20 protein-coding genes are annotated in these 25,670 nt (G+C 69.3%); 11 read left to right on the top strand and 9 right to left on the bottom strand.

Features of this window, described 5'->3' with window-relative positions; genetic code table 11:
- Positions 1–12: 12 nt before the first annotated feature.
- A complete protein-coding gene (locus ACX80L_RS06610; protein WP_459288464.1) occupies positions 13–1,152 on the bottom strand; it encodes an ROK family protein in 1,140 nt (379 codons plus the stop codon).
- Positions 1,153–1,357: 205 nt separating this feature from the next.
- Between ACX80L_RS06610 and ACX80L_RS06605 the strand changes: the two genes are divergently transcribed.
- The 5 genes from ACX80L_RS06605 (at position 1,358) to ACX80L_RS06585 (ending at position 7,192) form a co-directional block, all read left to right on the top strand.
- Entirely contained in the window at positions 1,358–2,641 is a 1,284-nt protein-coding gene (locus tag ACX80L_RS06605; RefSeq protein ID WP_459288462.1) for an ABC transporter substrate-binding protein, read from the top strand.
- Between the two features lies 1 nt (position 2,642).
- Positions 2,643–3,566 carry an ABC transporter permease subunit gene (locus ACX80L_RS06600; protein ID WP_133082656.1) on the top strand — a complete coding sequence of 308 codons (924 nt, stop codon included), beginning with the start codon at positions 2,643–2,645 and terminating at the stop codon, positions 3,564–3,566.
- The gene (locus tag ACX80L_RS06595; RefSeq protein ID WP_459288459.1) at positions 3,566–4,471 is read left to right on the top strand and encodes a carbohydrate ABC transporter permease; all 906 of its coding nucleotides are present in this window, start codon (positions 3,566–3,568) and stop codon (positions 4,469–4,471) included. The genes ACX80L_RS06600 and ACX80L_RS06595 overlap by 1 nt, the downstream gene beginning before the upstream one ends.
- 116 nt (positions 4,472–4,587) lie before the next feature.
- The gene (locus ACX80L_RS06590) at positions 4,588–6,246 is read left to right on the top strand and encodes a glycoside hydrolase family 13 protein (RefSeq protein ID WP_459288810.1); all 1,659 of its coding nucleotides are present in this window, start codon (positions 4,588–4,590) and stop codon (positions 6,244–6,246) included.
- A 421-nt stretch (positions 6,247–6,667) separates the two neighbouring features.
- The gene (locus ACX80L_RS06585) at positions 6,668–7,192 is read left to right on the top strand and encodes a DnaJ family domain-containing protein (protein ID WP_459288457.1); all 525 of its coding nucleotides are present in this window, start codon (positions 6,668–6,670) and stop codon (positions 7,190–7,192) included.
- Positions 7,193–7,536: 344 nt separating this feature from the next.
- On the opposite strand, the gene ACX80L_RS06580 is transcribed toward ACX80L_RS06585, so the two are convergent.
- From ACX80L_RS06580 to ACX80L_RS06550, 7 genes are all read right to left on the bottom strand, one after another.
- Positions 7,537–10,017: a glycoside hydrolase family 65 protein gene (locus ACX80L_RS06580; RefSeq protein ID WP_459288455.1), complete on the bottom strand. Its 2,481-nt coding sequence runs from the start codon at positions 10,015–10,017 to the stop codon at positions 7,537–7,539.
- Between the two features lie 14 nt (positions 10,018–10,031).
- A complete protein-coding gene (locus tag ACX80L_RS06575; RefSeq protein ID WP_133082660.1) occupies positions 10,032–10,811 on the bottom strand; it encodes an HAD family hydrolase in 780 nt (259 codons plus the stop codon).
- Positions 10,812–11,137: 326 nt separating this feature from the next.
- On the bottom strand, positions 11,138–13,720 hold the full coding sequence (gene opgC, locus ACX80L_RS06570) for an OpgC domain-containing protein (RefSeq protein ID WP_459288453.1): 2,583 nt from the start codon (positions 13,718–13,720) through the stop codon (positions 11,138–11,140).
- On the bottom strand, positions 13,717–15,777 hold the full coding sequence (locus ACX80L_RS06565; RefSeq protein WP_459288451.1) for a glycosyltransferase: 2,061 nt from the start codon (positions 15,775–15,777) through the stop codon (positions 13,717–13,719). Before ACX80L_RS06565 ends, opgC begins: the two co-directional genes overlap by 4 nt.
- Before the next feature lie 250 nt (positions 15,778–16,027).
- A complete protein-coding gene (locus ACX80L_RS06560) occupies positions 16,028–16,714 on the bottom strand; it encodes an NADPH-dependent F420 reductase (protein WP_459288449.1) in 687 nt (228 codons plus the stop codon).
- Between the two features lie 34 nt (positions 16,715–16,748).
- On the bottom strand, positions 16,749–17,525 hold the full coding sequence (locus ACX80L_RS06555; RefSeq protein ID WP_208740459.1) for a response regulator: 777 nt from the start codon (positions 17,523–17,525) through the stop codon (positions 16,749–16,751).
- Positions 17,522–19,126, bottom strand: a complete 1,605-nt coding sequence (locus ACX80L_RS06550) for an ATP-binding protein (protein WP_208740458.1) — start codon at positions 19,124–19,126, stop codon at positions 17,522–17,524. The genes ACX80L_RS06555 and ACX80L_RS06550 overlap by 4 nt, the downstream gene beginning before the upstream one ends.
- Positions 19,127–19,319: 193 nt before the next feature.
- Between ACX80L_RS06550 and ACX80L_RS06545 the strand changes: the two genes are divergently transcribed.
- Genes ACX80L_RS06545 through ACX80L_RS06530 form a run of 4 tightly spaced genes read left to right on the top strand, consistent with a single transcriptional unit; the run spans position 19,320 to position 22,868 of the window.
- A complete protein-coding gene (locus ACX80L_RS06545; protein ID WP_133082666.1) occupies positions 19,320–20,327 on the top strand; it encodes a tripartite tricarboxylate transporter substrate-binding protein in 1,008 nt (335 codons plus the stop codon).
- 3 nt (positions 20,328–20,330) lie between these two features.
- A complete protein-coding gene (locus ACX80L_RS06540; protein ID WP_208740456.1) occupies positions 20,331–20,873 on the top strand; it encodes a tripartite tricarboxylate transporter TctB family protein in 543 nt (180 codons plus the stop codon).
- Positions 20,866–22,476: a tripartite tricarboxylate transporter permease gene (locus ACX80L_RS06535; protein WP_133082668.1), complete on the top strand. Its 1,611-nt coding sequence runs from the start codon at positions 20,866–20,868 to the stop codon at positions 22,474–22,476. Before ACX80L_RS06540 ends, ACX80L_RS06535 begins: the two co-directional genes overlap by 8 nt.
- The gene (locus ACX80L_RS06530; protein ID WP_133082669.1) at positions 22,473–22,868 is read left to right on the top strand and encodes a universal stress protein; all 396 of its coding nucleotides are present in this window, start codon (positions 22,473–22,475) and stop codon (positions 22,866–22,868) included. Before ACX80L_RS06535 ends, ACX80L_RS06530 begins: the two co-directional genes overlap by 4 nt.
- Positions 22,869–23,196: 328 nt before the next feature.
- Here ACX80L_RS06530 and ACX80L_RS06525 read toward each other — a convergent pair whose 3' ends face one another.
- Positions 23,197–23,613, bottom strand: coding sequence for a VOC family protein (locus tag ACX80L_RS06525; protein WP_459288446.1), 417 nt, complete (start codon positions 23,611–23,613; stop codon positions 23,197–23,199).
- 94 nt (positions 23,614–23,707) lie between these two features.
- Between ACX80L_RS06525 and ACX80L_RS06520 the strand changes: the two genes are divergently transcribed.
- Both ACX80L_RS06520 and ACX80L_RS06515 read left to right on the top strand, forming a co-directional pair.
- The gene (locus ACX80L_RS06520; RefSeq protein WP_459288444.1) at positions 23,708–24,469 is read left to right on the top strand and encodes an ABC transporter permease; all 762 of its coding nucleotides are present in this window, start codon (positions 23,708–23,710) and stop codon (positions 24,467–24,469) included.
- Between the two features lie 73 nt (positions 24,470–24,542).
- Positions 24,543–25,562, top strand: coding sequence for an LLM class flavin-dependent oxidoreductase (locus tag ACX80L_RS06515; RefSeq protein ID WP_208739584.1), 1,020 nt, complete (start codon positions 24,543–24,545; stop codon positions 25,560–25,562).
- Positions 25,563–25,670 lie beyond the last annotated feature (108 nt).

Here is a 25,670-nt window from a genome sequence, read left to right as displayed (position 1 = left end):
GAGCTGATTTCCTCAGCGGAGCGTCCCGAGGATGGTGCGCTGGATGACGACGGCGGCAGCCCCGCGCGCCCACTGGGCGAAGTCCGACGGCTGGCGGCTCAGCCGGATGGGCGCCGCTTCCGGGTCGCGGTGGTAGTCGATCGAGGCCCGCAGTGCCTCGGCTGCGACGTCCGCCAGATCCATGCCCTCACCGGACAGCACGACGAACTCCACCATCGTCAGGTTCGCGACCGCCGACACCAGGAGGCCCAGCGCCTCTCCCGCCGCGCGGACGACGGCGGCGGCCACGGGGTGGCCCTCCCCGGCGAGCCCGAGGATCTCGTCGTAGGTCCGCTGCTCGCCGGTGGAGGCGGCGAACTGGGAGCAGATGGCGGGAATGGTCAGCACGGCGGAGGAGCACCCGCGGTGGCCCTCCATGCACCGTGGCCCGGAGGGGTCGAGCGGATAGTGCCCCACGAGGCCGAGCCCGGCATCGGGCGGCGAGATGACGGCGTCGTTGATCACCAGCCCGTAGCCCACGCCGGCGCCGACCGTCAGGACGGCGAAGTCCTTCTCCCCGCGCCCCGCGCCGAACCACTGCTCCGCGATCGTGAGGGCCACGACGTCGTTCTCGACGGCGACCGGCAGCCCGGTCCGCTCCTGCACGAGTGCGGCGAGGGGCACGTCGCGCCACCCGAGGAACGGGGCGCGCAGCACCTCCGCACCGGAGTCCACCTTGCCGCCGATGCTGATGCCGATACCACTGAATCCCGCCAGGGGCCCGAGGTCGGCCACGGCGTCGACGATGGCGTCGATCACCTCCCCGACGGCGTGACCCGGCAGCGCCGCCTCGCTCGACCCGACGACATCGGCCTTGAGATTCGTCGCGACCGCGGACGCGGTGTCGCCGGTCAGTTTGACGCCCACGAACCGGTGCGCGTCCGGACTGACCTCGAGCGGGCGGACGGGCCTCCCGATGGCCGCGGCCGCGACCTCGTCCGACTCCCGGAGGACGCCCGCATCGAGGAGGGGCTTGCTCAGCCGCGTGAGGCTGGCGACCGACAGGCCGAGGCGGGCCGCGAGGTCGGCACGGGAGATGGGTCCGCGGATGAGGACTTCGCGCGCGAGCGCCCGGGCCGGGCTGGAGGGTGCGAGCGAGGTGACCGCGTCCATGATGTTCCGTTCGCAGGGGGTACTTATTTTCAGAGTATCGCTAATGGGCTGGCTTTTCGGTGGGGATACTCCTGCGGACGCTCCGGATGTCGCGTGAGTGGAATGGTTGACACCGCTCTTATTTCTGTCGTAAAAATAACCAGTGCCCAGTTCGACACGGACGTGGACACGGCACGCCCTCACACAGCACGAAGGAGAGCCAGTTGTGAAGCAACCCCACGGCCGCGCGAGGCGCGCCGTCCGATGCGCGGCAGGAGCGGCGGCCCTCGCGCTGGTCCTCCCGGGATGCGCAGCCCAGGACGACGTCGTCACGCTCGATTTCTTCCAGTTCAAACCCGAAGCGGTCGCGAACTTCAGCGCCATCATCGACGAGTTCGAGGCCGCCAACCCGGGCATCCGGGTGGTGCAGAACCACGTGCCGGACGCCGATACCGCCATCCGGACCCTCCTGGTCAAGGACAAGACCCCCGATGTCCTCACCCTCAACGGCAACGGGCGCTACGGCGACCTCGCGAAGGCCTGTGTCTTCGCGGACCTCTCGGACCTGCCCGTCGTCGAGCAGGTCCGGCCGGCGGTCAGAGACATCATCCGCGACCTCGGATCCTGCGGCGACGAGGTGAACGCGGTCCCGTTCTCGAGCAATGCGAGCGGCATCCTGTACAACAGGGACCTCTTCGAGCAGTACGGCGTCGAGGTGCCGACCACCTGGGACGAACTGCTGGACGCGGCGCGGACCTTCGAGGCCGCAGGCGTCACACCCTTCTACACCACGATCAAGGACGCCTGGACGGTGGGCCCCGCCTTCGTGAACCTCGGGGGTGCGCTCCAGCCGGAGGGTTTCTTCGACCGGCTCCGCGCCCAGGGGCCGGACGTGCAGTCCGGTGAGGTGTCGTTCTCCAAGGACTACCCGGAAGCGATGGAGAAGCTGACGGCGCTCTACGCGTTCGGCCAGGACGACGCCGCAGGCCGGGACTACAACGCCGGGAACGCCGCCTTCGCGACGGGGGAGTCCGCGATGTACCTGCAGGGCAGCTACGCCATCCCCGCCATTCGGGCCGTCGACCCCGACGCGAACATCGGTTCCTTCCCCTATCCGGCGACCAACTCCCCGGAGGACACCGTCGTCGTGTCCGGCGTCGACGTCGGTGTGTCCATCGGACGGGACACGGACCACCCGGAGGAGGCGAGGAGGTTCGTCGAGTTCCTGATGTCCCCCGAGGTCGTCGAGCGGTACGCACAGGAGCAGAGCGCCTTCTCCCCGCTGGCGACCGGCGCCGAGACCACGGACCCGGCGCTTGCCGGCCTCGCCCCGTACTTCGACGACAACCGGATCATCGGCTTCATCGACCACCAGCTCCCCGCGAGCCTGCCGCTGCCCCAGTACCTGCAGGAACTCGTGCTCGGCGGACGGACCGAGGACTTCCTGGCCACCCTGGACCGCGAGTGGAGCAAGATCGCAGCTCGGACCATCCCGAACGAGAAGGACTGACATGAGCACACCAGTCAGCAGCCCGGCACGCCCGGGCCCACCGCCGACGGCACTCCGCGGGGAACGGCGCGTGCCGCGGGTCTTCTACCTGATGGTGCTCCCCGCCCTCGCCCTGTTCGCCGTGTTCCACACCGTGCCCCTCCTCACCGGGATGTTCTTCAGCCTCACGAACTACGCGGGCTACGGCGAATGGTCCTTCGTGGGCCTGCGGAACTACGCCAACCTCTTCGGCGACGACCGCATCTACGGCGCCTACGGCTTCACGTTCCTGTTCGCGATCGTGTCCACGGTGGCGGTGAACATCATCGCCCTCGCCGTCGCCATCGCGCTCAACGGACGCATCCGCTTCAAGACCGGATTCCGGGGCATCTTCTTCATCCCGAACATCCTGTCCATCCTGATCGTCGGGTACGTGTTCAACTACCTCTTCTCGAACTCCGTCCCGGCCATCGCCGACGCACTCGGCATCACATCGCTGACCACGAGCATCCTGGCGAGCCCCGACACCGCCTGGATCGGCGTCGTCATCCTGTCCGTCTGGCAGGCCGCTGCCTTCAACATCATCATCTACCTGGCCGGGCTGCAGACCATCCCGGGCGAGCTCTACGAAGCGGCGTCCCTGGACGGGGCCTCGCCCTGGAAGCAGTTCACGTCCATCACGTTCCCGATGATCGGCGCGTTCTTCACCATCAACATGGTGCTCAGCCTCAAGAACTTCCTGCAGGTCTTCGACCAGATCATCTCGCTGACCGCCGGCGGCCCCGGGACGTCCACCGAATCGATCTCGCTGCTCATCTACCGGGGCGGCTTCCAGGGCGGCGAGTACGGCTACCAGACCGCCAACGCCGTCCTCTACCTCTTCGTGATCATCGCCATCTCATTCATCCAGCTGCGGATCCTGCAGCGCAGGGAGGCCTCGTTCTGATGACCGCCACATCCTCCTCCGCGGTGCGCCGCGTGGCCGCCGACCGCCCTGACGGCGACGACGTCGTCGAACATGCCTACCGACCGGATCGTCGCCGCGTGAACTGGTGGCTGACGGCCCTCGTCGCCGTGTGCGCCCTGACGGTGCTCGTTCCGCTCTACCTCACCGTGGTCACGGCCCTGAAGACGCCCGACCAGCTCGGCGGCACCGGTTTCGGTCTGCCGACCACCGCCCGCTGGGAGAACTTCGCCGACGCCTGGACCCTGACCAGCTTCCCGCGGGCCCTGCTCAACACCGGGCTGGTCACCGTGGGCACGGTGCTGCTGACCCTCGTCACCAACTCGATGGTCGCCTACGCGATCGCGAGGAACATGCACCGCAGGTTCTTCAAGGGGCTGTACTTCTACTTCATCGCAGCCCTGTTCGTGCCGTTCCCCATCATCATGCTGCCGGTGGTCAAGCAGACGGCGATCTTCGGGCTCGACAACCAGCTGGGCCTGATCCTGCTCTACACGGTGTACGGGCTCTCGTTCAACATCTTCGTGTACGTCGCCTACATCCGGTCCATCCCGCTCGAACTCGAGGAGGCAGCGCTCACCGACGGTGCCACCACCTGGACCGTCTTCTGGCGGATCATCTTCCCGCTCCTCGGCCCCATGAACGCGACCGTCGGCATCCTCACCTGCCTCTGGGCGTGGAACGACTTTCTGCTGCCGCTGGTCATCCTCTCCGACCCGTCGGCGCAGACGCTGCCACTGGCACAGTTCATCTTCCAGGGGCAATTCAACACCAACTACTCGGTGGCATTCGCGTCCTACCTCATGGCGATGGCACCGTTGTTGATCGTGTACCTCTTCGCGCAGCGCTGGGTCATCTCCGGCGTGATGCGCGGATCCTCCAAGTAACATCCACATCCCCACTCCTCGAAAGGGACACCTTCGTGACTTCCACCGTCAACCCCGAGGTCGACTCGGCCGTCGACGCCACGTCCGGGCTCTCCGCCGATGCGCTCGCCGAGCGCATGCAGGACCCCTCCTGGTGGCGCCAGGCCGCCGTCTACCAGATCTACCCGCGCAGCTTCGCGGACTCCAACGGTGACGGCATCGGTGACCTGAAGGGCATCACGTCCCGGATCCCGTACCTCAGGTCCTTGGGCATCGACGCCGTCTGGCTGAGCCCGTTCTACCCCTCCGCACTGGCTGACGGCGGGTACGACGTCGACGACTACCGCGACGTCGACCCCAAGCTCGGCACCCTCGAGGACTTCGACGAGATGGTGGCCGCGCTGCACGAGGCCGGCATCAAGCTCATCGCCGACATCGTCCCCAACCACACCTCCGACCGGCACGCCTGGTTCCGGGAGGCACTGGCAGCGCCGAAGGGGTCGGCCGCGCGGGCCCGCTACATCTTCCGCGACGGCAAGGGTCCGAACGGCGACGAGCCGCCGTCGGACTGGGACTCCGTGTTCGGCGGACCCGCCTGGGAGCGGACCGCGAACGGCCAGTGGTACATGCACATCTTCGCCCGGGAGCAGCCCGACCTGAACTGGGACAACCGCGAGGTGCGCGACGACTTCTTGAAGACCCTGCGCTTCTGGTCCGACCGCGGTGTCGACGGCTTCCGCGTCGACGTGGCCCACGCCCTCACCAAGGACATGACCGAACCCCTGCCCTCGAAGGCCGAGCTCGGCGCCGAGGACGAGAACCACAACGGCCGGCACCCGTTCTGGGACCGCGACGAGGTCCACGAGGTCTTCGCCGAATGGCGTGCGGTGTTCAACGAGTACACGCCGCCGCGGACGGCCGTGGCCGAGGCCTGGGTCCACGCCGAGCGCCGTGCCCGCTACGCCAGCCCGGAAGGGCTCGGCCAGGCGTTCAACTTCGATCTCCTCAAGGCCGACTGGAACCCGGGCCAGTTCCGCGACATCATCACCAGGAACCTCGTCGAGGCGACGTCCTCCGGCGCGTCGTCGACCTGGGTGTTCTCCAACCACGACGTCGTCCGCCACGCCACGCGCTACGGGCTCCCGCCGGCCGACCCCGACAGCAGGAGCAAGCCCGGGCAGGGCGGGCAGGGCGGCCAGGACGGATCGGCCTGGCTCCTGAGCGGTGGCACCGAGCCGGCCCTGGACCGCGACCTCGGCGAACGCCGCGCCCGCGCGGTCACGCAGCTCATGCTGGCACTCCCGGGCTCCGCCTACGTGTACCAGGGCGAGGAGCTCGGACTGCACGAGGTCGCCGACATCGCCGCCGAGGACCGCCAGGACCCGACGTTCTTCCGCAACACGGGCGTCGACGTCGGCCGTGACGGCTGCCGCGTGCCGCTGCCGTGGACCAGGGACGGCGAGTCCTTCGGTTTCGGGTTCGGCGGCGCGCACCTGCCGCAGCCGGAGTGGTTCGGCGAATACGCCGTCGAGGTGCAGGAGGGCGATCCGGCCTCCAACCTCAGCTTCTACCGCCGTGCCCTGGAACTGCGGCGCGAACTGCAGGGCGAGGAGGACTTCGACTGGGTTGCTACGCCCTCCGCCGACGTCCTGCACTTCACGCGTCCCGGCGGATGGCACTGCGTCACGAACTTCGGGTCGTCGCCGGTGGACCTGCCCGCCGGCAGTGTGGTGCTGAGCAGCTCGCCCCTCGTCGACGGCCGGTTGCCGGGGGACACGACGGCCTGGCTCGTCTAGTACCTGCTGTCCGGCGGCGGGCCCCTCAGGGCGCCCGCCGTCGTCGTTCCCGGCGCTCCGGTGGCCATGCTGCGGCTTCGTGCACGTGTTTCGACGGCTGTGCTGCGGCTTCGTGCACGCGTTTCGTCCCACCAACCGCGTGTCGCGACGGGACACGCCGTGGGAACGGGGCGGAGCCGTCGGAACGCGTGCATGAACCCGCGCCGTCGCGCGTGCGACCCCGCGGCGCGAGGCCGTTCGTCCGCAGGAGAATCGGTTGCGGGCCCCTCGGCCCCGTCGGAATACTTGAAGGACCGGCACGAGCGAGGCGGAGGGCAGCGGCATCAGCGGGTCCCAGGAGCACGAGGAGAGGCTGCGCAAGGCGGCCCAGTACCGGGCTGCCCGGGGTGGCGGAGGCGATGCGAGCGATGCGCTGGCCGAGTTGGAACGCCAGAACGACGACGGCGATGCACCGAACGGGGAGATGGCCCCGCTGCGCACGGGGGAGGACGAGGTCCGGCGGGCACGCCTGATCGTCGACCGGGCCGTGGCCCGCGGGGAGTTCGACGACCTGGCTCTTGCCGGCAAGCCGATCCCCGGCCTGGGGGAGGCGCACGATCCGGACTGGTGGGTCAAGGGACTCATCCAGCGCGAGAACATCACCGGGCTCGGACCGCGGGCCATCCTGCTCCGCACGGAGGACGCTGAGCTCGACGACCGCCTCGACCGCCAGTACACCGAGCGGCAGGTGCGCGAGGTCCTCGAGGATTTCAACTACCGCGTCATCGACGCGAGGCGCCAGCTCCTCGGCGGGCCGCCCGTGATCACGAAACTGCGCGACGTCGACGCCGAGGTGGAGCGGTGGCGCGAACGCCGGGCCGCAGCGCGCCTCGCGGCGGAGGCGGCCGCGCCGCCGGAACCGCAGAGGGCGTCCTTCTGGCGGCGCATCTGGCGCGGCTCCAGCTGAGCCGCGCCGGGGACGGTCACCACGGGACGACGCCGATCGCGACCAGATCCGCTGTCGACGCGCACGCCTGACGGTCGCCGGCTCCGGTCCGACCGTCGCCGGCTTCGACCTGGCGATCGGTGGCTCCCATCGGAGGGGCACCGATCAGACATGACGGTCGCCGGCTTCGACCTGAGGGGCACCGATCAGACGTGACTGGCGCCGGCCTGAGCCGGACGACGGCGTGCCCGCATCCCCAGCCGTGCGTGGCCCGCGTCCCTGCCCGAGGGCGTGGCAGCAACCCCAGCCGTGCGTGGCCGCAGCCTCGCCCGCGGCTCACGCCACGGCGTGCCGCAGGAGTGCTGTCAGGGCCTGACGGTGACGGTGGGCATCGACGCGGTCACCAGCGTGCCGTCCGCCCGCCGGGTCCCCTCGATGTCACTCGTCGTCGGAGCGCCGGTCAGGCGCGGACCCTGGTGGCTGAGGTGGACGGTGACGGGACTGCCGGCCTCGACGTGCACGACCTGGCTCCGGACGGAGACCGTCGCGCTTCCACCGGATTCGACCGTCAGCGTCATGGCATGCTGGGTGACCTCCGCGCGCAGGCGTGTCCCGTGCAGGGTCACACGGAAACTCATGCGGGTCCAGCCCTCGGGGAGGCGCGGGTCGAAGGTGATGCGGCCGCCGTGGTCGCGCATGCCACCGAACCCGTAGGTGAGGGCACTCCACACGCCTCCGGTCGATGCGACGTGGATGCCGTCCGAGGTGTTGCGGTGCAGATCGGCGAGGTCCACGAACAGGGCCGACTGGAAGTACCTCATCGCCAGGTCCTGGTACCCGACCTCGGCGGCGATGATCGACTGGACCACCGCGGAGAGGGTCGAGTCCCCGGTCGTCAGGGCCTCGTAGTACTCGAAGTCGGCGCGCTTCTGCTCCGCGGTGAACTCGTGGCCCTGCAGGAGGAGCGCGAGGACGACGTCGGCCTGCTTGAGGACCTGGAAGCGGTAGATCACCAGCGGGTGGTAGTGCAGCAGCAGGGGCCGCTTGCTCGCGGGCGTGTTCTCGAGGTCCCACAGTTCCTTCTCCAGGAACGCGGCGTCCTGCGGATGGATGCCCGCGCGCTCGTCGAAGGGGATGTGCATCTTCTCGGCGGCGAGCGACCACTCGAAGATCTCGTCCTCGGACAAATTCAGGCGTGCGACCATCCGCTCGTAGGCGACGGGATCGTCGGCCCGTAGCGATTCGACGGAACGCGTCGCCGCCTTGAGGTTGGCGCGGGCCATGACATTCGTATAGAGGTTGTCGTTGACGACGGTCGTGTACTCGTCGGGTCCCGTGACGCCGTGGATGTGGAAATTGTCGTCGCCGTTGCTGCGCCAGAAGCCCAGGTCGGCCCACATCCGCGCGGTCTCCACGAGGATGTCGATCGCCCCGCGGACCAGGAAGTCCTCGTCGCCCGTCGCGGCGACGTACTGCATGAGCGCGTGGGAGATGTCGGCGTCGATGTGGTACTGGGCGGTGCTTGCGGCGTAGTAGGCCGAGGATTCCTGACCGTTGATGGTGCGCCACGGGAACAGCGCCCCACGCTGATTGAGTTCGGCCGCCCGCGAGCGTGCCGGCTCGAGCATGGCCTGGCGGAAGCGGAGTGCGTTCCGTGCGACGAGGGGAGCGGTGTAGCTGAGGAAGGGGAGGACGTAGACCTCGGTGTCCCAGAAGTAGTGGCCGCCGTACCCGGAGCCGGACACGCCCTTGGCTGCGATGCCGCCGCCGTCGGTGCGGGCCGTGGCCTGGGCGAGCTGGAAGATGTTCCAGCGTACGGCCTGCTGGATGGCCGGCTGGCCCTCCACCTCGACGTCGGAGCGCGACCAGAAGTCGGCCAGCCACTCCCGCTGCTTCCGGTACTGCTGCTCGAGGGGGATCTCGCGGGCGCGGTCGAGCGTGCGCTCGCAGCGGTCGGCGAGTTCGCGGACGGGCACGCCGCGGGAGGTGTGGTAGGTGATGGTCTTGACGAGCCGGATGGGCCGGCCGGGCATCGCCTTCACGCGGTAGACGTGCTTGGCGAGGTCGTCCTCGATGTGCGACCGCTCGTCCCACTCGTTGTCCGTGACGAGCTCGTGTTCCACACCGCAGGCCAGGGTCATCGAGGAGTTGGTGGTGCGGTAGCCGAGCAGGTAGCGGGAACCGTCGACGCGCTTGAGCCGTGGCTGGAGCACCCGGTCCTTGAACGCATCCGCCTTGCGGGGGTCGAAGGACGTGTTCTCCGCGACGGGGTTCACCTGGTCCTTGTCGATGCCGTCCTGGCGGTTGAGGATCTGGCTCGAGATGAGAATGGACGCCTCGGCGTCCAGCATCTCCACCTCGTAGTCGACGACGGCCAGGTGGCGGTCCGTGAAGGAGACGAGGCGGCGCGTCCGGACGAGGACGCGCTTGCCGGAGGGTGTGCGCCATTCGAGCTCGCGCACGAGGAGCCCGTCGGAGAAACCGAGACGCCGCGAGTAGCGCAGGATGTCGGCCTCCGTCAGGACGAACGGCTCGTCGTCGACGTACAGCCGGATGATCCTCGCGTCGGGGACGTTGACGATCGTCTGTCCGACGCGGGCGAAACCGAAGGCCTCCTCCGCGTGCTGGATGGGCCAGGTCTCGTGGAAGCCGTTGATGAAGGTGCCGTAGTGGTGCCCGTCCCTGCCCTCGTCCACGTTGCCGCGGAGGCCGAGATAGCCGTTGCCGACGGAGAAGAGTGTCTCGGTACGGCCCTGGAGGGCGACGTCGAACTCCGTCTCGACGAGCGCCCACTCGTCCACGGGGAAGTGGTTGCGGTCCAGTGGATCGGAGGTGATGAGATTCATGAGGGATGTCCTGGTCAGGAGGTACGCGCGCCCGGGGCGGCGGTGGCCGGCCGGGTCGGGAGGAAGGGGAGGAGTTCGGCGAGGTCGTCGACGACGGTGTCGGCGCCATGGGCGAGGAGGGTGTCGGCGCCGACGCCCCGGTCGACGCCGATGACGAGACCGAAGGCACCCGCCCGACCGGCGGCGACGCCGGAGTGTGCGTCCTCGACCACTGCGCACGCCGAGGCGGGGAGGCCCAGCAGGTCTGCGGCGTAGAGGTAGGTGTCGGGAGCGGGCTTGCCGGCGATCTCCCGGTCGGCCGCGAGGACGCCGTCGACCACGACGTCGAAGCGGTCGCGGAGACCGGCGGCCTCGAGGACGGGGACACCGTTGCGGGAGCTCGTGACGACCGCGACGGCGACGCCGGCGGCGATGGCTGCGTCGAGGAATGCGAGGGACCCCGGATAGGGTGCGACGCCGTCCTCCTCGAGGGTCTCGTTGAAGGCCCGGTTCTTGCGGTTGCCGAGCCCGCAGACGGTCTCCAGCTCGGGCGCGTCCCCGGGGAGGCCCTCGGGCAGTGTGATGCCGCGGGAGGCCAGGAGTGCCCGGACGCCGTCGTAGCGGGGGCGGCCGTCGATGGAGGCGAAGTAGTCCGCGTCGGTGTAGCCCTCCACCTGCTTCCCCTCCAGATAGGGAGTGAACAGCCGCGACCACGCCTGCATGTGGACCTCGGCGGTCGGGGTGAGCACGCCGTCGAGGTCGAACAGCAGCGCTCCGAGGGACGACAGGCGTGCCGGGGTGGGGAAGGAGGTCATGGAGCCTTCACTGGTGGTGCGGGGGCCGTGAATGGACATCACGGTGCGGATCGACATCGGTGGCGCTGGTGCGACGACGTCCTGGAGCCGGTGAAGATGTCCGAGCAAACGGGCCGGCCGGACGGGGTCGTCGACGGCGAGACCAGAACTGGGACGAGCGGCCCCGGGGGGCTCATGATCCTGCAGCGGTGCTGCGGAGCCCCTCCAGTCTACCGGTACGGACGGTCCCCCGGGAGCCACGAGGGACCGGACCGGCACACTTCCCGCGGTCAGCGCCACGGTCCTCCATCCGGCCGGAGAGTCGCCGGGCGGCCGGGCGGGGGCGGTCAGTTCGGGATGATCCCGAAGAGGACCCTCCGCTTGACCAGAACCCAGATGACGAGGGTCACGACGGCGTGGATCAGGAGTCCCTGCCAGGCGTCCGTGCGGTCGAGGCCCGGGATGTTCGCCACCGCGAGCACGAAGAACACGTGGAGGATGAAGACGTACAGGCTCGCACGCCCCAGCGGGACGTACAGCCAGCCCGTCAGCGTGTTGATGGGGCGCCAGAACGCGGTCAGGATCACGTGGGCGGCAAGGATGAAGAAGGCCAGGTTCAGGAGCCTGCCGGGCTGCAGGAACACCCGCACGTACGCGGACTCGTACAGGGTCTCGTAGAAGCCGGCCGGGATGAACGGCAGACCGAGTTCCAGCGTGGAATTCAGCCAGAGGGTACCGAGCACGAGGGCGTAGGCGCCGGTGGCGGCGCCCACCAGGATCTTCCCGCGACGTGTGCTGAGGGCGTCGATGATCGAGCGGCGGTGGTAGCCGAGGACGACGCCGTGGACGAAGATGACCTGCCAGGTCAGCAGGGGGAAGACGTCCTGGAACTGCGAGTCCAGGACCCGCAGCGAGAACACGGCGTCGACCGCGTAGAGTGCCCAGCTGATGGCCAGCACCAGCCACCACAGCTTCTTCCGCAGCAGCAGGACCAGCAGGGGAACCGTCAGCGTCAGCACGACGTAGAGGCCCATGATGTTGAAGGCCCACGGCCCCATGTTCAGGAGCAGCAGGTCCCGTACCGCGTAGGCGGGCGGCGGGTAGTCCACCAGGCGTGCGACGTTCGGGTACAGGTCGTACACGCGCCCCGCGGCTCCCGTTCCGGCCTGGCCTGTTCCGCGGTCCGTGAAGGTGGTCAGCACCGACGCGTCGATGAACGGCACCAGGGAGAGCAGGTAGACGGTGATGACCACGGCCAGGGCCGTGACGTAGAGCTTCACCGCCCGTCGGGTGGTGCTCCTGGCGGCCGCGCCGGCCCCGCGTCGCCGGACGGCGATGGGGTGCACCATCCCGAGGACGACGCCGGAGAGCAGGACGAAGAGTTCCGCTCCGGTGATCGTCCCGATCAGGGTGCGCGAGATGAAGGACCAGGGCCCGGCGACCTCGATGTGGGTGACGACCACCGAGGTGATGATCCAGCCACGCAGCAGGTCGATGCGGGCGTCCCGGGAAGCGTGCTCGTCAGGATACCGCCAGTGCGGAACGAAGCGCTTGGCTGCTCCGGCGAGGAGGACCAGGGCGAAGAGCCCGACGACGCAGGCGACGAGCCAGCCCATCACGGCACTGACCGGGGCGCCTGCCTGCCACACCTGCCGGGTCGATTCGTTCGCGTCCGCCTGGTCGACCACCTGGGTGATCGGCCCGAGCCGCACACCCGGTGCCGCATCGAGGGTGTCGCGCAGCGCCGCCACCGTCGCCTCGTCCGCACCGAGCCGCCAGTCCACGGTGTGGCCCTGCGCCTCCGGCTCCTCCCGCTCGGCCTCGAGCCAGGACACCATGCCGATCTCCGGATATCGCGCAGTGATCACCGGGTCGAACAGCTGGTCGAGCCACGCGCGCTTGATGTCCGCTTCAGGGGCGCTGTCGGAATCCTCGGGATCGTGGAGTGCGGCGGTCTGGACGAGGAACCGCTTGCCCTTCGCTGCGGCGTAGTCCTTCACGAAATCGATACGGGGAGCGCCCGGGGCCGCGCCGTAAATGCCGGCGAGCTGGTCTGCGAACTTGTCCGGTTCCGGGAGCACGGAGGTGGTGATCGCGCCGGAGTACTCGCGCGTCCCGTCCGCGTTCGTGGTGGCGCCCTGCTCGTAGCTGCCGAAGTGGTACATGGACAGGCCCACCCAGTCGACGGCGTCGTCCCCCGGGTAGTAGGGCGCGTACGGGTCGTCGCCGCCGTCGATCAGGCCGTTGCCGTTCGTGTCGAGGGCGGTGACGGAGCCGGACGCGAGACCCTCCACGGCGCCGTACGCCTCGGTGAACGGGTAGCCGGCCGCGTACGACGGCGCCCAGACCATGGCGGCGGTCGGGACCTCGGAGTGGATGACACCGGCGAGGGACCGGAAGGCGTCGACGTACCCGGCGGGCTGCTGGCCCCAGCCGTGCCAGGTGCCGTTCATCTCGGGTGCGAAGCGGAGGAAGAAGGCGGTGCGGAACTCGTCGCCGATGCGGCCGAGCGTGTCGGCGAGAGGCGCGGCGTCGTCGCCGGTCAGCTCGTCGAGCGGTTTCGTCGGCTCGAGGGTGACGACGGCGACGGCACCCAGGGGTGCTTCCTGCCGTGCGAGGTCGAAGAGGTCGCGCTCGGCCGCTGCGTCGAGCGGGTAGGGGATCGGACGGCTGAAGAACGACGGCGTCGTCCCGGTGCGGTCGGCGTAGGCGCGGGCGTTGTCCTCGGACCAGTCGAGCTCCGGGCCGAAGTAGCGACCCTCGGCGAGGGCTGTCGGGTCCTCGACCGGCGCCTGGCCGCTGCCGTGCGTGGTGGCGGGCAGGCCCGCGGCATCGGCCTGCACGGGCAGGCTTCCGGCCAGGAACCCCAGCACCAGTGCCACCGGCAGGACCAGGCGGATCAGCGCCCGGCTCCCGGCGGCGGCCGTCATCCCTTCGCTTCCTGGCGGGCCTTGGCGGTCGCGATGTCCGACTGGTAGTGCTCGTATCCCCGGTAGCGGACGGCTTCGATGATGACACTGAAGATGACGAGGTCGAAGAGGACCCAGACGATGTTGACGGAGGTCCCCAGGATGTCCGCCTGTCCCACGGCCATCCGGATGATGCCGATGACCACCGCCGCCACGAGCAGCCCCATGGCCCACAGCTGCGGCTTCACGAGGTCCCACCGCAGCTGGTTGTCCTGCTGCAGGGTCTTCGGCGTCACGGCGAAATCGAGGCTCTTGCCCATGTAGACGTTGCCGAACGCCGAGGTGATCGAACGGATCCAGACGGGGAACAGCGCGAGCGAGTACTGCTGCCCACGCCAGGTCTTCACGCCCTTGCCGACGACGGCGAACAGCAGCTGATTGACCAGGAGGAAGGGGATGAGCCGCAGGAAGAACTCGGTGCTGATGGAGCTGACGGGCAGGATGCCGAAGATCAGGTAGATGATGGGCGCGGCGATGTAGACGACCGCGGCGAAGCCGGAGAGGTAGCTCCACATGGTCGCCGCGTACATGAGCCGCTGGGCGATCGAGAGGCCCTTCTGGGCGAACGGGTTCTCGCGGAACATCACCTGGATGGTCCCCTGGGCCCAGCGGAGCCGCTGGGTCAGCATGGAGTTGAGGTCCTCGGGAGCGAGTCCGTCGGCGAGCTTCTCGTGGTGGTAGGCCGTCTCCCAGCCGAGGCCGTGGAGGCGCATGCACGTCGCCATGTCCTCGGTCACGGAGATGGTCGCCATCGGCATGACGGCCTGCGCCTCACCGCCGCGGTCGGCGTTGACCGACTCGATGAGGAGGCGGACGGCGTCGATCGCGGCCAGCGGCGACCAGGACCGCTGGGCGAGCTGGTCGAGCGCGCCCGCGTCCACGACGGCGAGGTCGGGAGTGCCCGGCGCCCCTCCCTCGAGGCCCTCGATGCCGAGTTCCTCGAGGGAGGCGAGATCCTCGTGGAGCGCAGCCATGTCCGCGGAGACGAGGTCGCGGCTGACCTGCTCCACGCGCTGCTGGAACTCATAGGTGACCTCGGAGATGCCGTCCCCCTTCTGGAGCCTGCGGCGTACCCGGCGCAGGTCCTTCGCCACCAGGTCCAGGGCATCCGACATCCTCGGGTTGTCGGCGTCGAGGCCCTTCTTGGCCTTCGCGATCACCCGGTCGGCGGTCTTGAGCGCGCGGTTCAGGGAGAGTTCGATCTCCGTGACGTAGCGCGTGACGCCGAGCTGCATGAGCGCCTCACGCCGGATAATGGCGTTCGAGCCGCAGAAGAACGCTGCGTTCCACCCGTCCTTGCCCTGCTGGATGGGGCCGTAGAAGAGCGGTGCCTGGCTGCCCAGGGGATCGGACTCCGGCACGTTGATGAAGACCTGCGGGGTCTGGACCAGTGCCATCCTGTCGTTGGTGAAGTACCCGAGGGTCCTGTCGAGGATGAGCGGGTCGGGAATCTGGTCGGCGTCGAGGATCAGGAGGAACTCGCCGTCCGTGGAGGCCAGCGCGTTGTTGAGGTTGCCGGCCTTCGCGTGCCGCGGCATGTCCTTCCAGTCCGCGGACCGGGTGATCCAGCCGATCCCCTCGGCCTCGGCCGCTGCCCGCACCTCGGCCCGGTTGCCGTCGTCGAGGATCCATGTCCGGTGCGGATAGCGGATGTCCTTGGCGGCCCGGGCGGTGGTGAGGACGAGGTCCAGCGGCTCGTTGTAGGTGGTGATGAAGACGTCCACGGTGAGGCCGGCGGGAGGCTCGGGGGCACTGCGCTTCTTGAGCTTCCACACCGTGAAGCCGAACAGGAGGGAGTCCACGAGGGAATAGGTCTCCGCCAGCACCAGGGGGATGGCGATCCACCATGCGTCCCAGTTGATGGAGTACAGCCACCGCCACACCACGTAGTTGAGGCCGAGGACGGCCGTCACGAGCACGATGGCCCGGATCAGCAGCGTCCGGCCACCGGACGAGGCTTCCCGCTGAGGGGCCCCACCACTGTCTGCGGACGGATCGTTCGGTGACAGTGTCGTCATCGGCCCAGTACGCTCCACTTCTGTTCTCGGTCTACCTGATCAGGGCTTCGGTGGTGCACCTACGCCGGATCGGTATGAGCGCAGGAGATCACCGGACCCTGAGGGACCATGAAGCCAGCATCCAACGTACCCGAGAGCGGACGTCGGACGGCGCCCACGGGCAGGCTGCGGCAATACTGAGCAATACCTGCGCGCGCGGGCCGGTTCCGGCACGAATCCTTGCAGGAGCGGGGCAGCAGGGGAGCGGGCGTCAGCCCATCTCGGCGTAGCGCCGCGCCTGGCCGAGGGCCCCGCGCATGCCGTCGGCGTCGTGCACCGTGCCGTACCCCGGGGTGTCGCGCTGGAAGCGCCAGCCCTCCGCGAGGGATCCAGCGTCCACGGCGTCGAAGCCGAACTCGTCGAGGAGCTCCACCACGGCCTGCTTCGCGTCGGAGTCGTCACCGGCGATCGGCAGTGCACGGCGGTCCGGGGTGCCGGCGGGCGTGCCGTCCGTGGTCAGCTGGGCGGCGGCGATGTTGTTGAAGACCTTCACCACGGAGGAACCCGGGAGATGGCGCTGCACGAGCTCGCTCGTGGTCGTGGTCTCGTCGTCCAGCTCGGCGATCCGGCCGTCCCGGTCCGGGTAGTAGTTGCAGGTGTCGATGACCAGCTTCCCGGCGAGCGGCTCCACGGGGACCGAGCCGATGTCCTTGAGCGGGATGGTGACGACGACGACGTCGCCCTCCCGCGCGGCGTCGTCGACGGTCCCGGCACGCGCCGCGTCGCCGAGTTCGCGAACGAGGTCCTGCAGCGTCTCCGGGCCCCGTGAGTTGCTCATCACCACGCGGTAGCCACGGGCGACGGCCAGGCGTGCGAGCTGCGAGCCGATGTGGCCGCTGCCGATGAAGCCGATGGTGCTGCGCGGGGCGCCGGTCCGGGGTGTCGTGTTCTCACTCATGCCCAGCACAACCTCCCCGACCCGGGGTTATTCCTCAACCGCGCGGCGCCCCGTCCGTCCAGACGTAGAACTTCTCCGGCCGCCCGGCCGAGCCGTACTGCGGAACGATCCTCGCCTGGCCCCGGGACACCAGGAACTCGAGGTACCGCCGCGCGCTGACGCGGGCCATGCCGAGCCTGTCCGCGACGTCGGAGGCCGACGTACCGCGGCCCTGGCTGCGCAGGTCCCGCATCACCGCGTCGAGTGTCGGCGCCGAGAGGCCCTTCGGGGTCGTGACTGTTGCGGTGGCCGCACTGCCGACGGCGGCGCCGCCCGGGGCGGTCGTCCGGAGGAGCTGATCGATCCTGCCCTGGTCCAGCGATGCCGACCCGTCCGCCGCGTGGTCCTCGAGGTCGGCGCGGTACGCGACGTACGAATCCAGGCGCTCGTTGAGCACGGCCGCGTTGAAGGGCTTCACGAGGTAGTGCAGCACGCCGCCGGCCACCGCGGCGCGCACGGTCTCGAGTTCGCGGGCGGCCGTGATCGCGATGACGTCGACGGGTTCGCCCGGCCGGTTGCGCAGCGCACGGAGCACCTCGATGCCCGTCATGTCCGGGAGGTGGATGTCGAGCAGGACGAGCCGCGGCCTCAGCTCGTCGGCGAGTTCGAGTGCACGGGCACCGGTGTGCGCGGCCCCGACGACCTCGAACGCGCCGTGGGCGAGGAGGAACCCGGTGTGGATCCCGGCGACCTGGTGGTCATCGTCCACGACCAGGGTGGGGATCGGGGGCTGCTTCCTGCGCGGTGCCGCGGGGGGAGTCGCGCCGGTCATGGCACCTGCAGCGTGGTGCGGGGGGTGCCGGCGAGCGACGGCGCGAGCCAGACGGTGAACTCCGCGCCGCCGAGGTCGGAGTCGTCGACGACGACGTGCCCGGAGCGGCGGCGCGCGATGCGGTCCACGAGCGCGAGGCCGAAGCCGCGCGTCCCGGTGGAGCCCCCGTCCTTCGTGGAGTAGCCGGAGGAGAAGATGCCGTCGATGTGCGCTGGCGCCACGCCGGGGCCGTTGTCGGAGACCGTGATGCGCACGGCGTCGTCGTCCGTGTCCACCTGGACGACCACCCGGCCGTCGGGGCGCCCGCTGCCTGCGACGGCTTCCATGGCGTTGTCGATCAGGATGCCGAGCACGGTCACGACGTCCGTGGTGCCGTCCGGCTGGAGCGTCGAGGTGTCGTCGATCGAGAGCGTGATGCCCTTCTCCGCGGCGATGGTGCTCTTCGTCATGAGCAGGCTCGCAGCGTCGGGGTCCTGGATGCCCGGGGCGATCGATCCCGACACGAGCGAACCGCCGTGGCCGGAGCGCGAGATGAAGTCCACGGCCTGTTCGGTGCGGCCCAGTTCGAGCAGGCCCGAGATGGTGTGCATGCGGTTGGCGAACTCGTGCGCCTGCGCCCGGAGCGCCTGCGTGACGTCGCGCTCGCCGTCGAGGTCGGTGAGCAGCTGGTACAGCTCGGTGCGGTCACGGAGGATCATGACGCGGCCCACGCGCGTGCCGTCCACCAGGGCGTCGGACGTGCGGGCGAGGAGGACGCGCTCGCCGGACAGCACGGTCTCGTCGGTGTCGGCGGGATCGACGAGGAGCCGCGCGAGGGCGGGTTCCATGACGTCGTCGGCCAACTGGCCCGTGGCGGCGTCGTCGAGGTTCAGGAGCCTCTTGGCCTCGTCGTTGAGGAGCGCGATCCGGTGGTGCTCGTCGACGGCGACCATGCCCTCGCTGATGCCGTGGATCATGGCGTCGCGGGTCTCGAGGAGGGAGGCGATCTGCTCGGGTTCCAGGCGGTAGATGCGACGCCATACGAGGCGGGAGATCCAGATCGCGCCGGCGGACCCCACGAGTGCGGCCACGATCAGCCAGGCCAGGAGGCGCGGGAGGTCCTCGTAGAGGTCGGCGTCTAGCTCCGACTCCAGTGTGCCGACGGACGCCGTGCCGATGATGCTGCCGGCGCCGTCGTAGATGGGTACCTTCACACGCCAGGACTTGCCGAGCGTCCCGGTCTGGGTGCCCACGAAGATGTCCCCGGAGAGGGGGATGGACGGATCGGTGGAGACGGGCTCCCCGATGAGGTCCGGGTTCGGGTGCGAGTAGCGGATGCCCTCCTCGTCCGTGACGACGACGTAGGTCACGCCCGTGGACTGCCGGATGAGATCGGCGATGGGCTGGATCGTGGCGCTGGGATCCGGCTGGTCGAAGGCCTCGACCACCGAGGGCAGCTGGGCGACCGACTGGGCGACGCCGACCATCCGGCCCTGGTACTGCTCCCGGATCTGCAGGCGCTGCATGGCGACGGCGGTGGAACCCGCCACGGCGACGATGACGAGCACGATGGCCAACTGCAGGAGGAACAGCTGCGATCGGAGCGACATCGTTCGGATCATCCTCATAGTGTGACACGCCGTGTCGCGTCACATCATGGCGCCCCCGGCCGCCGGAGGAGCCGCCGTGACCACAAAGACCAATACGAGCACTACGACCGCATTCTTTACCGCCGATCGGCCGCCTTCCTACCCTGAGGACAGCAGTGGTGACCCGCATCACATCTCGCACTCGAATCTCAAGGAAGAGAAGATCATGACGATCGATCGCACAACGGCGCGCCGTTCGACCCTCACAACCCTCGCCCTCGTCTCCGCCCTGGCCCTCTCGGCCTGCAGCTCGATGACGCAGAGCACCACCTCCGACGAGGCGGACGGTGCCATCGAGAAGCTCCAGATCGTGGTTCCCGCCGATCCCGGTGGAGGCTGGGACCAGACCGGCCGGGCCATGGAGACCGACCTCAAGGAGAACGAACTCGTGGGCAATGCGTCCGTGGTCAACGTGGGCGGCGCCGGCGGTACCAACGGCCTCGCGCAGCTCGCCACCGAGACGGACCCCAACACCCTCATGGTCATGGGATACGTGATGGTGGGTGCCGTGGAGACCAACAATGCGGCCAACCGCATCGAGGACACCACGCCGATCGCCCGCCTGACCGAGGAACCCCTCGTGATCGTGGTCCCCGCGGACTCCCCGTACCAGACCATCCAGGACCTGCTCGACGACATCGAGGCCAAGGGTCAGGGCGTCTCCATCACGGGCGGCTCGGCCGGCGGTGCTGACCACATCCTCGCCGGCTCCGTCCTCAAGGAAGCGGGCATCACGCCCGACAACCTGAACTACATCCCGTACTCCGGCGGCGGCGAGTCCCTCGCGGCACTGCTCGGCAACAAGGTGAACGCCGGTATCTCGGGTGTCGGCGAGTACGCGGAGCAGGTCAACTCCGGCAAGCTCCGCGCCCTCGCCGTCTCCGGTGAGGAGGCCGCGCCGCAGCTGCCCGACACCCCGACCCTCACCGAGGAGGGCGTGGACCTCGTGCTCACCAACTGGCGCGGCGTCGTCGCTCCCGGGAACATCGACGACGCCCAGGCGGACAAGCTGACCCAGCTGGTCACCGACCTGCACGAGACCGACACCTGGAAGGCCACCCTCGAGGAGAACAACTGGTCGGACGCCTTCCTGTCCGGCGACGAGTTCCAGTCCTTCCTCGACGAGGACATCGCCAGCGTCAAGACGACCCTCACCGACATCGGACTGCTGTAGCCCATGAGTACCTCCGTGGAGAACGCCCCCGGGAGCGGCACGGCCGCCGCTCCCGGCAGGCCGATCGGTGAGCTGATCTTCGCGCTCATCATCGTCAGCATCGGTGTGGTCGGCTTCGTGGCCGGCGCCGGCATCCAGACCCCGCCGTCGGCCAGCGACATCGGGCCGCGCGCCTTCCCGTTCGCCGTATCGGCACTGCTCGTCGCCGTCGGCGTCGGCCTGGTGATCCAGATCCTCCGCGGCCATCGTGGAGCAGCCGACGAGGGCGAGGACGTGGACCTCGAGGCGAAGACCGACTGGCTGACCGTCGGCAAGCTCGCAGCGTTCGTGCTGGTCCACGCCTTCCTCATCGTTCCGCTCGGCTGGCCCGTCGCCGCCGCCTTCCTGTTCTTCGGAGCAGCCTGGTCCCTCGGGGCCCGCCCCTGGTGGCGCAACCTCGTCACCGCCATCGTCCTGGCACTGGTGCTGCAGTTCGTCTTCGGCGGACTGCTCGGCGTCTCGCTGCCCCCCGGCTTCCTCGAAGGGTTCGGTGTCTTCGGTGGATAACTTCTTCATGCTGATGGAGGGCTTCGCCACGGCGATGCAACCCATCTACCTGCTCTTCGCGCTCGGCGGCGTGCTCGTCGGCACCGCCGTCGGCGTCCTCCCGGGCATCGGCCCGGCGATGACCGTCGCGCTGCTCATGCCCATCACGTACAGCCTGGAACCGACGGCGGCGATCATCGTCTTCGCCGGCATCTACTACGGCGGCATGTACGGCGGGTCGACCACGTCCATCCTGCTCAACACGCCCGGCGAGTCGTCCTCGATCGTCACGGCGCTCGAGGGCAACAAGATGGCCAAGGCCGGCAGGGGAGCGGCAGCGCTGGCGACGGCGGCGGTCGGCTCGTTCGTCGCCGGCACCATCGCCACCGTCCTGCTCAGCTTCGTCGCTCCGTACGTGGCGGCCTTCGCGGTGCAGATCGGCCCCGTGGAGTACGTGGCCCTGATGGTCGTGGCGTTCCTGACGGTCGGCGCACTCCTCGGTTCGTCCGTGCTGCGCGGCCTCGCGTCCCTCGGCCTCGGCCTCTTCATTGCGCTCGTGGGCTTCGACTCGCTCACCGCCCAGCAGCGCTACACCTTCGGCAGCCCCTTCCTGGCGGACGGGATCGACGTCGTCCTCGTGGCGGTGGCGCTCTTCGCCGTCGGCGAGGCGCTGTACGTGGCCTCCCGCCTCCGGCACGGCCCCATCAAGGTCATCCCGGTGACCGGCGGCTGGACGAGCTGGCTCCGCAAGGACGATCTCCGCCGCTCCTGGAAGCCATGGCTCCGGGGAACCCTGATCGGCTTCCCCGTCGGCACCATCCCCGCCGGTGGAGCAGACGTCGCGACCTTCCTGTCCTACGCCTCGGAGCGCAAGCTCGCCAAGGGCGAGAACAAGAAGCAGTTCGGCAAGGGTGCCATCGAGGGCGTCGCGGGTCCTGAAGCCGCGAACAACGCGGCTGCAGCCGGCGTCCTGGTGCCCCTGCTGACTCTCGGCATCCCGACGACAGCGACCGCCGCCATGATGCTCGTGGCCTTCCAGCGGTACCAGATCCCCGTGGGCCCGCAGCTCTTCGAATCGAACAGCGCGCTCGTGTGGGCGCTCATCGCGAGCCTCTACGTCGGCAACCTGATGCTGCTCGTGCTGAACCTCCCGCTCGTGGGCATCTGGGTCAAGATCCTCCAGATCCCGCGGCCCTACCTGTACGCGGGCATCCTGGTGTTCGCCGTGCTGGGTGCGTTCTCGGTGAACTTCACCCCGATCGACGTGATCATCCTGCTGATCGTCGGCATCCTCGGATTCTTCATGAGGCGCTTCGGCTACCCGATCGCGCCGATGGTGGTGGGCCTGATCCTCGGACCCATCTTCGAGAGCCAGCTGCGCAGGTCGCTCGCGATCTCGCAGGGCGATCCCGTGGCGCTCGTGCAGTCACCCGTCGCGGCCATCATCTACGTCGTCCTGATCATCATCTTCGCGCTGTCCTTCCTGCTGAAGCGCCGCCAGCGCCAGTTCGAGGCGATGGTCGCGGCGAACGCCGACGCATCCGACGTCGTCCGCAGTTCCACGGCAGCCCCAGAGGCCGCCGTTGCCCCGACGACGACCACCCGAGAGGATCCTGACCGATGAGCACGATCGTTGTGGGCTACGTGCCCAACGCCCTGGGCGATGCCGCCGTCGCCGAGGCGGTGGAGGAGGCCCGACGCCGGGACGCCGAGCTCGTGGTCATCAACACCACGCGCGCCGACCGCCTCGTCAACCCCGCCTACGCCGACTCGGAGGACGTCTCGAAGCTCGAGGGCATGCTCCGGTCCACAGGTGTCCCGTACTCGGTACGTCACAGCATCTCCGAGGCCACGGCGGCCGAGGAGGTCGTGGAGACGGCGGAGGAACTGGATGCTGACCTGATCGTGATCGGGCTGCGGCACCGGACACCGGTGGGCAAGCTGATCATGGGTTCGACGGCGCAGACCATCCTGCTCTCGGCCCGCTGCAACGTCCTGGCCGTCAAGCTGGCCTGACGCTGCGGCACCCGCGTCACGACGCGGAACGCCTGTTCCACAGGACGACGGCGGGTTCCTCCGGAAGGGGAGGCCCGCCGTCGTCGTGCCGGGCGTGGGAAGGCTGACGGGTGGCCCCGCGCCGGCTGCTTCCGTGCCTCATGATCCCATCCGCCACCCTCCCCCGAATCGGGGGCGAGCGGACAGGTACTGAGCCCGGCATGACCCCGATGTCCGGTCCTCCGGCCCACCGACCCGAGGTCCTGCCGAGCCATTCCCAAGCAGTCGGACAGCCACGCGGATGCTGCCCTGGGGAACGACCCGGTCGGGCTGCGTCGAGCCGGGTGCGCTAAGCCGTGGCGGCGAAGAGTTCGAGGGCGATGTTGTCCGGGTCCCGGAACTCCAGGATGTAGCCCGCACCGATGTCCTTGACCCCGCCGTGTGCGATGCCCATGGCATCGAGCTGCGCCGCCGCGTCGTCGAGCACGGGGCGGCCGTCGACGGCGAAGGCGACGTGATCGAGGCCCACGCGGTTCTCGCTGAAGCGGTCGTCGGCCACAGGTCGCAGTCCCAGCAGGCTGCCTCCCAGTCTGTAGATCACGCCGCCGTAGAGGAACCCGAGGCCCTCACGCGTCTCCTCGTCGGCGCCCTCGGGCACCTCGAACGCAATGGGCAGGCCGAAGAGGGCATCGTAGAAGGCACGTGAGGTGTCGATGTCCGTGACCGTGAGGCGGACGTGGGCAAAGGCCGTGATGGGGATCGTCATGGTGCGAGTGTTGCACGCTGCGCCGACGCGGGTCGGGATCAGCCCGCGGGACAAGGCAGCGCGGGCAGTCGCGTCCGGTGGATACGCTGAATCCGTGACCGCCGTCGGAGCCACCCTCCTCGCCCTCGCCCCGACCGCGGGCGCCGTTGTGCTCCTCATGGCCGTCACCCTCGGTGTCCTCACCTGGTCGCGGTCTCCCCATCGGTTCGCTCCCGCGCTCGCCGTCCTGCGCGGGGCGGTGCAGCTGGGGCTCATCAGCCTCGTCCTGGGCGGAGTCATCACGGATCCGCTGTGGGTGGCCTGCGCGCTGCTCGTCATGTTCGCCGTCGCCACCGGAACCGCCACACGCCGCATCGGGTTCACCCGCGCGCACCTCGCCGTCGTGGCCTCCGGCATGGCCCTGGGCGTCACCGTGACCCTCGCCATCGTGTTCGCCACGGGAGCGATCCTCGCGGAGCCGCGCTATCTCCTGGCCCTCGGCGGGATCGTCATCGGCAACACGATGTCCATCGCGACGCTCGCCGGCCGGCGGCTCCACCGATCGACCCTCGAGCGATGGGACGAGGTGGAAGGCTGGCTCGCGCTCGGGGCGACGCCGAGGAGGGCGACCCTGGAGCTGGCCCGCACCGCGGTGTACGAGGCCCTCATCCCGTCCACCGACCAGACCAGGACCACGGGCCTGGTCACGCTCCCGGGTGCCTTCGTCGGTGCGATCTTCGGGGGGATCTCGCCGCTCGAGGCAGGACGCTTCCAGATCGTGGTCCTCGCAGCGATCATGGCGGCGGGCGCACTGACCGCCGTCGTCCTGGTGCGCGGGCTCGCCCCCGCCACCTCCCGGCCTGGTCCGCTCGACTAGGCGGGCCCGCGCCTGGACGGGCCCGACGCCGACGGGCGGGAATGCCGAGCCCTCCCGAAACGCTGCACGGGATATGAAGAAGATCGGATTCCTGTCCTTCGGCCACTACCAGGACGTGCGCGGCTCCCTGGTGCCCACCGCGCAGGAATCACTGGTGCAGGCCGTCGAACTGGCGGTGGCGGCGGAGGAGCTCGGCGTCGACGGCGCGTACATGCGTGTCCACCACTTCGCGCCGCAGTACTCGGCGCCGTTCCCCGTGCTCGCAGCCATGGCCGCGAGGACGAAGACCATCGAGCTCGGCACGGGCGTGATCGACATGCGCTACGAGAACCCGCTGTACATGGCGGAGGAAGCCGCGGTCACCGACCTCATCAGCAACCGGCGACTGCAGCTCGGCATCAGCCGTGGGTCTCCCGAGACCGCGCTCGACGGCTCACGGACCTTCGGCTACGTGCCGGCGGAGGGAACCACGGACGCGGACCTCGCGCGCGACAAGGCCGCGTTGTTCCGGCGCGCGATCGCAGGGCACGGTGTCGCCGACGCCAATCCCCGCATGACCGGCAGCCCGGGCAGGCTGCCGATCGACCCCCTCTCGCCCGGGCTGCCGGAGCGCATCTGGTGGGGTTCCGGTACCCGGGCCACCGCGCAGTGGGCGGGGGAGCAGGGCATGAACCTCATGAGTTCCACGCTCCTCACCGAGGACACCGGTGTCCCGTTCGACGAACTCCAGGCCGAGCAGATCGACATCTTCCGCAAGGCATGGGCGGACGCCGGACATGCCTGGAGGCCGAGGGTCTCGGTGAGCCGCAGCATTTTGCCCATCGTGAGCGAGGCGGACGAGTACTACTTCGGCATCCGCGCCCAGCGGGAGTCGACGGATCAGGTGGGGATCCTCGACGGCGCGAGGTCGCGGTTCGGCCGCAGCTACATCGGAGCGCCGGACGTCATCGCGGAACAACTCGCCGCCGACGCCGCCGTCCAGGCCGCCGACACGCTGCTCGTGACCATCCCCAACCAGCTGGGCGTCGACTTCAACGCCGCACTGCTGGGCAACATCGTGACGCTCGTGGGACCGGCCGCGGGTCTGCGCTGACCCCGCGGGGGACTGAACCCTGCCGGAGGGTTTCCCTTCCGGCGAACCTCCGGTACCGTAAAACGGTAAGCATGCTGACTATTCCGTCGGCGGACGTGGACGAGCCGA

Source organism: Arthrobacter sp. MDT1-48-3 (genome assembly GCF_054511015.1).
This window is presented reverse-complemented; position numbering and strand designations above follow the sequence as displayed.